This window comes from Streptomyces sp. NPDC104581 (assembly GCF_055583685.1).
The window spans coordinates 19,417-31,688 of record NZ_JBVJNN010000047.1; the positions used below are offsets into that span (position 1 = coordinate 19,417).

The 12,272-nt window shown below is 70.7% G+C and carries 10 protein-coding genes; 6 read left to right on the plus strand and 4 right to left on the minus strand.

Translation table 11 applies throughout. The features are described from left to right. Positions 1-9: 9 nt before the first annotated feature. On the minus strand, positions 10-273 hold the full coding sequence (locus tag ACZ61E_RS28155) for a WhiB family transcriptional regulator (RefSeq protein ID WP_023541320.1): 264 nt from the start codon (positions 271-273) through the stop codon (positions 10-12). A 653-nt stretch (positions 274-926) separates the two neighbouring features. Here ACZ61E_RS28155 and ACZ61E_RS28160 point away from each other — a divergent pair. From ACZ61E_RS28160 to ACZ61E_RS28170, 3 genes are all read left to right on the plus strand, one after another. After that, positions 927-1,427, plus strand: coding sequence for a cysteine dioxygenase (locus ACZ61E_RS28160; protein ID WP_469702781.1), 501 nt, complete (start codon positions 927-929; stop codon positions 1,425-1,427). Between the two features lie 13 nt (positions 1,428-1,440). Continuing rightward, on the plus strand, positions 1,441-2,409 hold the full coding sequence (cofD, locus tag ACZ61E_RS28165) for a 2-phospho-L-lactate transferase (RefSeq protein ID WP_469702783.1): 969 nt from the start codon (positions 1,441-1,443) through the stop codon (positions 2,407-2,409). A gap of 74 nt (positions 2,410-2,483) precedes the next feature. Next, the gene (locus tag ACZ61E_RS28170) at positions 2,484-3,788 is read left to right on the plus strand and encodes a coenzyme F420-0:L-glutamate ligase (protein ID WP_469702817.1); all 1,305 of its coding nucleotides are present in this window, start codon (positions 2,484-2,486) and stop codon (positions 3,786-3,788) included. A 36-nt stretch (positions 3,789-3,824) separates the two neighbouring features. Here ACZ61E_RS28170 and ACZ61E_RS28175 read toward each other — a convergent pair whose 3' ends face one another. The 3 genes from ACZ61E_RS28175 to ACZ61E_RS28185 form a co-directional block, all read right to left on the minus strand. Continuing rightward, on the minus strand, positions 3,825-4,844 hold the full coding sequence (locus ACZ61E_RS28175; RefSeq protein WP_469702784.1) for a DNA-3-methyladenine glycosylase family protein: 1,020 nt from the start codon (positions 4,842-4,844) through the stop codon (positions 3,825-3,827). Between the two features lie 222 nt (positions 4,845-5,066). Beyond that, positions 5,067-6,149, minus strand: coding sequence for a mannose-1-phosphate guanylyltransferase (gene manB / locus ACZ61E_RS28180; protein WP_469702786.1), 1,083 nt, complete (start codon positions 6,147-6,149; stop codon positions 5,067-5,069). A gap of 63 nt (positions 6,150-6,212) precedes the next feature. Beyond that, the gene (locus tag ACZ61E_RS28185) at positions 6,213-7,601 is read right to left on the minus strand and encodes a peptidoglycan recognition protein family protein (protein WP_469702787.1); all 1,389 of its coding nucleotides are present in this window, start codon (positions 7,599-7,601) and stop codon (positions 6,213-6,215) included. A 137-nt stretch (positions 7,602-7,738) separates the two neighbouring features. Here ACZ61E_RS28185 and ACZ61E_RS28190 point away from each other — a divergent pair, with 137 nt between their 5' ends. The 3 genes from ACZ61E_RS28190 to ACZ61E_RS28200 all read left to right on the plus strand — a co-directional run bounded on the left by ACZ61E_RS28190 (position 7,739) and on the right by ACZ61E_RS28200 (position 12,268). Beyond that, positions 7,739-8,566 carry a TIGR03089 family protein gene (locus tag ACZ61E_RS28190; protein ID WP_469702788.1) on the plus strand — a complete coding sequence of 276 codons (828 nt, stop codon included), beginning with the start codon at positions 7,739-7,741 and terminating at the stop codon, positions 8,564-8,566. A gap of 95 nt (positions 8,567-8,661) precedes the next feature. After that, the gene (locus ACZ61E_RS28195) at positions 8,662-10,182 is read left to right on the plus strand and encodes an LCP family protein (RefSeq protein WP_469702789.1); all 1,521 of its coding nucleotides are present in this window, start codon (positions 8,662-8,664) and stop codon (positions 10,180-10,182) included. A 226-nt stretch (positions 10,183-10,408) separates the two neighbouring features. Continuing rightward, complete coding sequence (locus ACZ61E_RS28200) at positions 10,409-12,268, plus strand: LCP family protein (protein ID WP_469702790.1); 1,860 nt, start codon at positions 10,409-10,411, stop codon at positions 12,266-12,268. Positions 12,269-12,272 lie beyond the last annotated feature (4 nt).

Consider the following 12,272-nt stretch of genomic DNA (forward strand, 5'->3'; position numbering starts at 1 on the left):
TGGAACTGTTCAAACCGCGGCCTTCTTGAGACGCCGGCGTTCCCGCTCGGACAGACCGCCCCAGATACCGAACCGCTCGTCGTTGGCGAGGGCGTACTCCAGGCATTCCGAGCGGACCTCACAGGCGAGGCAGACCTTCTTGGCCTCGCGGGTGGAGCCGCCCTTCTCGGGGAAGAAGGACTCGGGATCGGTCTGGGCGCACAACGCGCGCTCCTGCCAGCCGAGTTCCTCGTCCGCGTCCTCGACCAGCAGTTGTTCGAACAGCTCGGTCATGTGCGCCCCTCGTCTGTCTTTTCATCCCCGCGCTTGCGGCCGCTACCGTTTTCGGCCGAACGACACGAGTGAAATTACAAGTGTGTGGATACAGGCCAGTCAAGCCGAGATCTGCTATTGGTCCCGGTATTCACTCTGCGGAACCAAGGCTATGCGGAAAGTGTTCAAATCACCAAAAACCTGACACATGCCACCGGCCTGCTCGCACCCACCCCTCTCCGGGGGAGACGTCAGGAGCCGTGCCGATGTTGCGATCCAGCCATGGAAGCGATTCGAATCACAGTCCGGTCACGAGAGCGTGACGGTGTTCGCGAGCCCGACGCAGCGCCATGTCTCCAGGTCGGCGGCCACGCAAACCTTTCTCCTGAACCAGCACCCGGACGAGGGGAAACATTGCCGCCAAATCGGTCATTGAGTTGACAAGTGGGAACCATTTCCACCACCTTTGAACGCATGCCGGTCTCCTCAGCGACGTACGCGACCCACACCCGTGGATTCCGCACTGCTGTCCTGACCCGCTGTAGCTGTTCCTGTTCCTGTTGTCCGTGCTGTTGAGCCACTGACGCTCCGGCCGTACACCTCTTCTCCACCACCCTCTCCGCGGGCTTGTCCCGCGCCCCCACGCATCCTTCTGCCGAGGAACCTCCACACCCATGAACAGCGACAGCGACCTTCAGATCGCGGGCGATCTCCTCGAGGTGCCGCACCTCCTCCAGCCCGCCCGTGAGCACCCCTCCACCGTGGCCGAATTCGTCGGCCTCGCCCGTGCCGTCGCCGCCGACCGCGCGCGGTGGGCCGCGCTCGTCGAGTACGACGCCGTCAGCCGCTGGTACCACCGGCTGAACACCGGTCCCGGCTACGAGGTGTGGCTGCTCTCCTGGGTGCCCGGCCAGCGCAGCGGGCTGCACGACCACGGCCGCTCCTCCGGCGTACTGACCGTCCTCGACGGCGAGCTGACGGAGCGTACGCGGAGGACGAGCCGCCGCCTCGCCGGCGGCGCGCAGCGGGTCTTCGCCCCCGGATACGTCCACGAGGTGGTCAACGATTCGCTCGAACCGGCCGTGAGTCTGCACATCTACTACCCGGGTCTGACCGAGATGCCGATGCACTCCGCCCGGTGCGCCCCGGCGGCCCGGGATGTCGTACCCGCCTGACAAACTGCACGGCATGCGCATTGTGGTTCTGGCCGGCGGTATCGGCGGTGCCCGTTTCCTGCGCGGCCTCAAACAGGCCGCGCCGGACGCGGACATCACGGTGATCGGCAACACCGGTGACGACATCCATCTGTTCGGGCTGAAGGTCTGTCCGGACCTCGACACGGTGATGTACACCCTCGGGGGTGGCATCAATGAGGAGCAGGGCTGGGGGCGTACGGACGAGACGTTCCAGGTCAAGGAGGAGCTGGCGGCGTACGGGGTGGGGCCCGGGTGGTTCGGTCTCGGAGACCGCGACTTCGCCACCCACATCGTCCGCACCCAGATGCTGGGCGCCGGTTATCCCCTGAGCGCCGTGACCGAGGCGCTCTGCGCACGCTGGAAGCCGGGAGTCCGGCTGCTGCCGATGTCCGACGACCGCGTCGAGACACATGTCGCCGTCGATGTGCCGGACAGCCCCACCGGCGAGCGCAAGGCCGTGCACTTCCAGGAGTACTGGGTGAAGATGCGGGCCTCGGTGAAGGCGCACGCGGTCGTGCCCGTGGGCGCCGACCAGGCGAAGCCGGCGCCCGGTGTGCTGGAGGCCGTCGCGCAGGCGGACGTCGTCCTCTTCCCGCCCTCGAACCCCGTCGTCAGCATCGGCACGATCCTGGCCGTGCCGGGGATCCGTGAGGCGATCGCCGACGCCGGGGTGCCGGTCGTCGGGCTCTCGCCCATCGTCGGCGACGCGCCGGTGCGCGGCATGGCCGACAAGGTCCTGGCGGCGATCGGCGTCGAGTCGACGGCCACCGCCGTGGCGCAGCACTACGGCTCGGGGCTGCTGGACGGCTGGCTGGTCGACACCGTCGACGCGGCGGCCGTCGCCGAGATCGAGGGCGCGGGGATCCGCAGCCGGGCCGTACCACTGATGATGACCGATCTGGACGCGACGGCGGCGATGGCGCGTGAGGCGCTGGCGCTGGCCGAGGAGGTGCGGGCGTGACGGTGTCCTACGAAAGCGGAACCGGAAGCGAGGACGGGCGCGCGGTCGGGCGCGGGGGCGGGGGCGGAGGAGTCCTGTCCTACGGCGTGCGGGCGCTCGCCGGGCTGCCCGAGGTCGCCGCGGGCGACGACATCGCGAAACTCATCGCCGCGGCGGGGCCCGGTCTGGTCGACGGGGACATCCTCCTCGTCACCTCGAAGATCGTGTCCAAGGCCGAGGGCAGGATCGTCGAGGCGCGGGACCGTGAGGCGGCGATCGACGCCGAGACCGTCCGCGTCGTGGCGCGCCGCGGGCCACTGCGGATCGTGGAGAACCGGCAGGGTCTGGTGATGGCGGCGGCCGGTGTCGACGCGTCCAACACCCCTCCGGGGACGGTGCTGTTGCTGCCCGAGGACTCCGACGCCTCGGCCCGTGCGATCAGGGACGGGCTGCGGGACGCGCTGGGCGTGGACGTCGGCGTGATCGTCACGGACACCTTCGGCCGGCCGTGGCGCAACGGGCTGACGGACGTCGCGATCGGCGCGGCGGGCGTGCGGGTCCTGGACGATCTGCGCGGTGGTACGGACGCGCACGGCAATCCGCTGGGCGCGACGGTCGTCGCTCTCGCCGACGAACTGGCCGCCGCGGGCGACCTGGTGAAGGGCAAGGCCGCCGGGCTCCCGGTGGCCGTGGTGAGCGGACTGGGACGGCTGGTGGGCGAACCGGCCGACGGTGAACCGGCGGACGGCGCACGGGCGATGGTGCGGGTCGCCGCCGACGACATGTTCCGGCTGGGGACTTCCGAGGCGGTACGGGAAGCGGTAACCCAGCGCCGTACGGTCCGGGAGTTCACCGACGAGCCGGTCGACACGGGCGCGGTCCGCCGCGCGGTCGCCGCGGCCGTGACGGCACCGGCGCCGCATCACACGACGCCGTGGCGGTTCGTCCTGCTGGAGTCGCCCGGGTCGCGGCTGCGGCTCGTCGACGCGATGCGGGAGGCGTGGATCGCCGACCTGCGCCGTGACGGCAAGTCGGAGGAGTCGGTGGCGAAGCGGGTGAAGCGGGGGAACGTGCTGCGCGACGCGCCGTACCTGGTGGTGCCGTGTCTGGTCGCGGACGGCGCGCACACGTACGGCGACACACGGCGCGACACGGCGGAGCGCGAGATGTTCGTGGTCGCGACGGGCGCCGGTGTGCAGAACTTCCTGGTGGCGCTGGCCGGGGAGGGGCTCGGCTCCGCCTGGGTGTCGTCCACCATGTTCTGCCGCGACGTCGTACGGGAGGTGCTCGAACTGCCCGCGAACTGGGACCCGATGGGCGCGGTGGCGGTCGGTCACGCGGCGGCACCGCCGAGGACCCGGCCGGGGCGGGCACCGGAGGACTTCTTCCAGGTGCGCTGAGCCCGTCACAGCACCTGCGCCTCGCGGCGCCCCGCGTCAGAGGTGGGCGATCCTGCCGACCGGCATGCGCGGGGCGCGGCGGGGTGGTGTGCGGCCGCTGAGGAGGATGAGCCGTACGGCGCGGTGCCGCTGCCCGGCGTACGGCTCCAGCAGTTCGAGCATCCCGGCGTCGTCGGTGTCGGGGCGGCCGGCGAGCGCGTAACCGACGATGCCGGGCAGATGGAGGTCGCCGACGGTGACGGCGTCCGGGGCGCCGTTCGACCGCTGAAGGACCTCGGCTGCGGTCCAGGGCCCGATGCCGGGGATCAACTGGAGCCGGGCGGCGGCGGGTTCGGGCTCCATGCCGACGGCCTCCTCCAGCCGGCGGGCGACGCGGGCCGCGCGTACGACCGTGTCGGAGCGTTTGGCGTCGACACCGGCCCTGTGCCACTCCCAGGACGGGATCATGGCCCAGGCGCGGGCGTCGGGCATGACGTACATCCGGCTGTCACGGCGGCCGTCGGACGGTTCGCCGTACGGGCCGGGAGCGGGCTCGCCGTACTTGCGTACGAGATGGCGCCAGGAGCGGTTGGCCTCGATCGTCGTGACCTTCTGTTCGAGGATCGACGGGATCAGCGACTCCAGTACGAGGCCGGTGCGGCACAGGCGCAGGCCGGGGCGGCGGCGCTGGGACGCGGCGAGGAGCCGGTGGCGCGGGACGAAGGCGGCCGGGTCGTCGAAGGCACCGAGCATCTCGGGCAGCTTCTCCAGCAGCCAGTCCGCGCCCGGCCCCCATGCCTCGGCGTGCACGGTGCCGTCGCCGGCCGCCCCGACCCGCAGGGTGCCCGGCCCGGCGGGCGTCCGTGTCGCGCGGACGGCGGAGCCGTCGGCAGCGATACGGAAGGTGGGATCGGCGGGTCCCCGGCGCAGGGGTCCGAGGACGAGGCCCAGCTCGAACGCGTCACCCGGCGGGGTCCACCTCCGGGTCCTGGCGGGCGGGCTGCCGGTGCCGTCGCCGCGGGAGCCCGTCCGGGGCGTGGGGATCGCGGGCGTACGGGGGGCGAAGCGGCCTGCCACGGGGAGGGTCCTTGGGGTCGGGGTCTGTGACGAGGGTAGGCGAGCCGTGAGCGCGGCCTCTCCCCTGCCCCGCCCCTTCCCGAGAACCGGGGCCGAGCCCCCGGGCCTCCGGGCCGGGCCCCTGGTGGGCGGCGGGCCCGACAGGACCGGGCTCCGTCCTCGATCGCCGGACGGGAGCGAAACGCCCCAACGGTCGAGACGAGCCCGGGACGGCACGGCGGGCTACTCGTCCGAGGAGAAGCGGATCGAGGCCGGCGGGATGGTCGTGTCGCACCAGACGCGGGCTCCCGCCCGGAGTTCGTTGTCCGGCCCCACCGTCGCGCCGTCGCCGACCACCGTGCCCGACAGGGTCGTACGCGCGCCCACCCGTGCCCCCTCGCCCACCAGGGAGTCGGTGACGACCGCACCGGGGCCGACCACCGCGTTGTCCAGGATCGCGCTGCCGGAGATCCGGGCGCCCTCCGCGATCACCGCGCCCGCGCCGATCACCGTGCCTGCCGTGAGCTTCGCGTCCGGGGCGACCGTGGCCGACGGGAGGACGAGGCGGTCGCCGCGGCGGCCCGGCACCGCCGGGGACGGCGCCACGCCCATGACCAGGTCCGCCGAGCCGCGGACGAACGCCTCCGGCGTGCCCAGGTCCAGCCAGTACGTGGAGTCGACCATGCCGTGCAGATGGGCGCCCGACTCCAGCAGGCCGGGGAACGTCTCACGTTCGACCGACACCGGGCGCCCCGCCGGGATGGAGTCGATCACCGAGCGGCGGAAGACGTAAGCCCCCGCGTTGATCTGGTCGGTGACGATCTCCTCCGGGGTCTGCGGCTTCTCCAGGAACGCGGTGACCCGGCCGCTGTCGTCCGTGGGCACCAGCCCGAACGCCCTCGGGTCCTCGACCCGGGTCAGATGCAGCGAGACGTCCGCCCCGGCCGACGCGTGGGTGTCGACCAGCGCGCCGATGTCCAGGCCCGTCAGGATGTCGCCGTTGAAGATGAGCACCGGGTCGTCCGGGCCGGAGTCCAGCCGGGAGGCGACGTTGCGGATCGCACCGCCGGTGCCGAGCGGCTCGCGCTCGGTGACGTACTCCAGCCGCAGGCCGAGTGACGAGCCGTCACCGAAGTACGGTTCGAAGACCTCCGCCAGATAGGACGTCGCCAGGACGACGTGCTCGACACCGGCGGCCCGCGCCCGTCCCAACTGGTGTGCGAGGAACGGGACACCGGCCGCCGGGACCATCGGCTTGGGCGTGTGCACCGTGAGCGGCCGGAGCCGGGTGCCCTTACCGCCGACCAGGAGGATCGCTTCAGTCACCTTGTTCGTCTCTGCTTCCTGCTGGGGCCGACGGTCCCCCCGTACGGGGGGTGACCGGCCAGTCTAGGAGCGTCCCTGGTACTTCGCGGCGGACACACGGATCGTCCCGAGTTTGCTGTAGAGCTTGTTGCCCGGACAGTCGGTCACGAAGCCGTCCCGATGGCCGGACACCGCGTTCATGCTGACCTTCCGGCCCTTCTTGTACTTGTTGCTGCCGCCGGACGTCAGCGTCACCTTGCCCCGCGGGTTGATCCCGTGCAGGCCGAGCTTCCAGGCGCCGAGTCTGGCGACGGCGGTCGTGACGGCCGCGGGCGGGTTGGTGGACGAGTACGAGCCGAGAACGGCGATGCCGGTGGTGTTGGTGTTGAAACCGAGGGTGTGAGCGCCCATGACCGGCTTCGTGACGCCTCCGGCGCGCCCCTCGTAGATGTTTCCGCACTTGTCGATGGCGAAGTTGTAGCCGATGTCCCGCCAGCCGCTGCTCGTCACGTGGTAGCGGTAGATACCGCGAATGACGGAGGGCGCCTGCTTGCAGGTGTAGTTGTTGCCGGTGGCGCTGTGGTGGACGAAGGCGGCCTTCACCGTCTTGGTGTAGCCGAACTGCTTCTCACGCAGCTTCTCGTCGGCTCCCCAGCCCTTGCGCGAGATGATCTTCGGGCGGGGTGCGCCGTACGGCCTGGCGGCGACACCGGTGTCCGTGACGGTGCCGTCGCCGGTCTCCGCGTCCGTACCGGTCTCCGCGTCCGTACCGGTCCCCACGTCCGTACCGACGGTCGCGTCCGTACCGGCGCCCGGGTCGGTGGCCTCGTCCGGGTCGATGGCCTCCGCGTCCTCGTCGGTCCCCGCGGGCTCCGGGTCGGCCGCGACCGCCTGGCCGCGCGGGGCGTGGGCACCCGTCACGGGAAGCTGTTCCGGCGCCTCCCCCGGGTCGACGAGTTCCAGGCTCAGCCCGCGAGGCAGTGTCGCGCGGTCCGCGCCACCGTCCGGGCCGATGTCCGCACGGACCCGTGCCTGGACGCCGTCGGACGCCCCGACCCACAGCGGGGCCGTCGAGCCCCGTACGGTGCCGGAGTCGCGCTCCGACGTACCGAGGTCGGCACCGTGTTCGGCGTTGTGCGTCTCCAGGTCCTGCCAGCCGGACCAGACGCCCGTCTCGGCGGACCGGCTTCTGACCTGGACCGAGCCGTGGAGTTCGGCGTCGGCGTCGTCCCAGACGACACCGACGAGCGAGAAGGGTTGGACGTTCCGCTGGGACAGCCCCTGCTCGGTGGCGACACCGGAGGAGCGTTCCGACCCGAACGGGACGAGTGGCAGCGACTCGGTGGTGCCCGGAACGGATGTGCCCGCTCCGGCGTCCTGGGGAGCCGCCACAGCCCCGGAGGGCAGAGAGAGCGGGAGTACGAGAGCCGCGGCACACGCGACGCCGATCGAGGATGACAGGAATGCACGCATGTCCCGATCGTGCGGCCGTCCGTCCGTCGCCGCCTTCCGGGAGCGGCCGGGGAAACTGACGGTCCATCGGACCAACCGGTGGACGGCGTCACCGGTACGGCGGTGCGCCCCCGGTGGCCCGGCGTACCCTTGCCCGCGTGAACGCCAGCGACCGCACCCCCGCCGACCTGCTGCGATCCGCTCTCGCCACGGATCCGGCCCGCCCCTTGGTCACCTTCTACGACGATGCCACCGGTGAACGCGTGGAATTGTCCGTGGCCACCTTCGCCAATTGGGTGTCCAAGACCGCCAATCTCCTCCAGGGCGACCTCGCCGCCGAGCCCGGCGACCGGCTCGCGCTGCTGCTGCCCGCGCACTGGCAGACGGCCGTGTGGCTGCTCGCCTGTTCCTCGGTGGGGGTGTGCGTCGAGATCGGCGGCGACCCGGCCGCGGCGGACGTCGTGGTCAGCGGCCCGGACCCGGACGACCTCGCCGCCGCCCGCGCCTGCCGGGGCGAGCGGCTGGCCCTCGCGCTGCGTCCGCTCGGGGGCCGCTTCCCCCAGGCGCCCGACGGGTTCGCAGACTACGCGGTCGAGGTGCCCGGCCAGGGCGACCGGTTCGCCCCGTTCGCCCCGGTGGACCCGGATGCGCCCGCGCTCGTCGTCGCCGGTACGGAGCTGACGGCGGCCCAGCTGGTCGAGCGGGCGGGCGCCGACGCCAAGGCCCTCGGTCTGACGGCGCCCGGCGCGCGGCTGCTGTCCGACAGGCCGTACGACTCCTGGGAGGGGCTCTCGGCCGGGCTGTACGCGCCGCTGGCCGCGGGCTCGTCGGTGGTGCTGTGCCGCAACATGGCTCAGCTGTCGGCGGAGGCGCTGGTCAAGCGGATCGAGAGCGAGCGTGTCACTGTCACGGCGGACGGCGGACGGCGACACGGTGAGCTGATGGTCCGACGGGTTCCGGCGTGGAGCGCCGCCTCCGGTAGATGATCGTCGGTAGATCTCGTTCAGTGCACAACCAAGCGTGCGGTTCAACCGTCTACCCCTGAAACCGGCGGAGCCGTGCGCCGCCGCCGCCATGAAGGATGGACTCGCCCGTGACCGACAGTGCTGGCACGCCGCCCGAACCGGACCCCCGGGCCGACGACGAGCCGCCGACCGCGTCGCCCGGGTCCGACGGCGACGCCACCTCGGCGGAGAAGGCCGCAGCGGCGGATACCGGAGCCGGGAAGGCCGGAGCGGCGGATGCCGCCGAAGCCCCGGAGGGAGCCGTACCGGACGGAGCGAAGGCCGGGAGCGAGGCCGGGAACGGGACCGGGGCCGACGCGGAAGCAGGGCCGGAGGCCGGAGCGAAGGCTGAAGGGAAGGCCGAGGCGTCCGATGTCCCGGACGCCCCCGCAGCCCCTCCCGGCGACGGTGACGACCCCGGCACCGGCACCGACGCCCCGCGCAGACGCCACTGGCTCCGCTGGACCGCCCTCGGCACCTCCGTCGTCGTCCTCGCCGCCTCCGGTGTCGGCTGGTGGTTCTACCAGAAGCTCGACGACAACATCACCACCGACACCACCGCCGAGGCCGAGCTGCGGACGTACGAGAGGGAACGCCCCAAGCCCATCGCCGTCGACGCGAAGAACATCCTCCTCATCGGCTCGGACACCCGCTCCGGCGAGGGCAACGGGAAGTACGGCCGCGACGACGGCGGTTCGCAGCGCTCCGACACCACGATCCTGCTGCACCTCGCCGCCGACCGGCAGAGCGCGACCGCCGTCTCCATCCCCCGCGATCTGATGGTCGAGATCCCGAGCTGCCAGACGTCGGACGGCAAGCGCTCGCGGAAGCAGTCCGCGCAGTTCAACTGGGCCTTCCAGTTCGGCGGTACGGCGTGCGCGGTCCGTACGGTGGAGAAGCTGACCGGTATCCGCGTCGATCACCACATGGTGGTCGACTTCAGCGGGTTCAAGGACATGGTGGACGCCGTCGACGGCGTCGAGGTCTGTCTCAAGAAGCCCGTCGACGACCGGGACGCGCATCTGAAACTGCCGGCGGGCAAGCAGACCCTCACCGGCGAGGAGGCCCTCGGGTTCGTACGGGCCCGCAAGACGATCGGCGACGGCAGCGACACCGAACGCATGGAGCGCCAGCAGCAGTTCCTGGGTTCGCTGGTCAAGAAGGTGCAGAGCAACGGCGTTCTGCTCAATCCGACCCGGCTGTATCCGGTGCTGGACGCGGCGACCAAGTCGCTGACGACGGATCCCGGGCTGAACACGCTCAGGGACCTCTACGACCTGGCACGCGGCCTGCGGAACGTACCCACGGAAAAAGTGCAGTTCCTTACCGTACCGCGACAGCCTTATGTAAATGACCCGAACCGTGACGAGCTGGTACAGCCCGACGCGGACAGGCTGTTCACACAACTGCGTGAGGACGAGCCCGTCTCGGTCGTCCCGGCGGGCCAGGAGCAGAACGGCGAAAACAACCAGGGGGACACTCAACGTGACGGAGAAAGCGCGAAGCCGGACGGAAAGCCGGACGACACCGGATCGTCGAGTGCCACTGCGACACCGAGTTTCCCGGGCACAAATGCCGCCGCCGGGCTCTGTGAGTAAAAGCAATACCAAGTAGGGGTCGGCAGTCTATGCCGATTGGGCAGATTGCCCCTTGTAAGAGGAGTCGAATTTGTCACTGGCGTCGCTCGACGCTGAACTGGGCGGATAGTGTGACGCGATCCGGTACATCGGACCGCAGTGGTCGCACACGCCGCCGGATCGAAAGACCGAGCGCTTTTGGGGGATGAAGCGCTTCGTGTGGCACCGACGGAGGACTCAAGCAACCGTGGATGCGCAAGGCCGTGGACAAGGCGACGGGATCGATCCCGCCGACCAGTGGGTACTCAACCCGCAGACCGGCAATTACGAATTGCGACTGAACCACTCCGAAGGGCAGTCGTCCGCTCCTTCCCGTGACTCGGGAAACGGACACGACGCTCCTCGTCGGTCGAGAAACGCGCCGCACACGGACGCTTCACCGCAGGGGCGTTCCGCCAGAGACCGCGGAGCACCCGGCGCGGCGGGGGCCGGCGCCGCCGACGAGGCGGGCGCGAGCATCCCGCGTGCCCGAAACTCCTCCGGTTCCACGGGCACTTCGGGCACCTCCCGCCGCGACGTACCCGCCCAGCGCGGGCGCCGCGCCGCGAACAACGCCGACGCGGCGGGTGCCGCGGGCGCGGGCCGCCGCAAGCGCAAGGCGCCGCCCAAGTCCCGGAAGAAGAAGGTCCTCGGCTGGACCGGCGGCATCACGGCGTTCATCCTCATCGGCGGGGCGGGCGCCGCCTACTACGCGTACCAGGAGCTCAACGGCAACATCAACACGATCGATGTCGAGGGCGCGGGCAGCGGAGGGTTCAAGAAGGACCAGGCCGTCAACATCCTGGTGATCGGCACCGACAAGCGCACCGGGTCCGGCAACGAGGGCTACGGCGACAAGGACAGCGTCGGTCACGCCGACACCACGATCCTCTTCCATGTCTCCAAGGACCGGACGAACGCGACCGCGCTCTCCATCCCCCGTGACCTGATCACCGACATCCCGGACTGCCAGACGACGACCGAGGACGGTACGAAGAAGGTCGTCCCCGGCGAGCAGGGGGTCCGCTTCAACACCAGCCTCGGCCAGTCCGAACGGGACCCGGGCTGCACGATGCGTACGGTCAAGGAGCTCACCGGGCTCACGGTCGACCACTTCATGATGGCCGACTTCAACGCGGTCAAGACGCTGACGACCGCGGTCGGCGGTGTCGAGGTGTGCGTCGCCAAGGACGTCGACGACCCCGACTCGCATTTGAAGCTGAGCAAGGGCAAGCACGTCATCAAGGGTGAGCAGGCCCTCGCCTTCGTCCGTACGCGGCACAGCTTCGGCAACGAGAGCGACCTGGACCGGATCCAGACCCAGCAGCAGTTCCTGAGCGCGCTCATTCGCAAGATGAAGTCCAGCGAGACCCTCACCAGCCCCACGAAGCTGTGGGACCTGGCGTCGGCGGCGACCGACGCGCTCACGGTCGACACGGGCATCGGCAGCATCGAGAAGCTCCGGGACCTCGGTACGGAGCTGTCCAAGGTCAATCCCAAGAACATCACCTTCACCACGCTCCCCGTGGTGGACAACCCCGCGGAGGTCGTGAAGGCGACCGTCGTGGTGAACGAGGCGAAGGCGAAGCCGCTGTTCGCGATGATGCAGAGCGACACCTCCCTCACCGAGGTGAAGGAGCAGGAGAAGGCCGCCAAGAGCAAGCAGGCGGCGCTCCTCAAGGGAACCAAGTCGGCACCCGCCGATGTCAGGGTCGATGTGTTCAACGGCGGCGGGCCCCAGGGTTCCGCCCAGGAGACGCTCGCCTGGCTCCAGAACGAAGAAGGCGTACCGAAGTCCACCAACAAGGGCAACGCGCCCGAGGAGCTGGACAAGACGTCGCTGGAGTACGCACCGAACCAGGCGGACCAGGCCCGCCGTCTCGCGGACATGATGGGCCTGCCCGCCTCGGCTATGAAGCCGGGCACGGAGGACGCCGAGGGGCTCCAGGCGATGACCCTGACGCTCGGTGCGGACTTCAAGGGCGCGGGCGTGCCCATCGCCGGACCGGCGAAGGCGCCGGACGGCGTGCAGAAGGTGGAAGCCGACAAGCAAGTGTGCGCCAAGTGAGCCA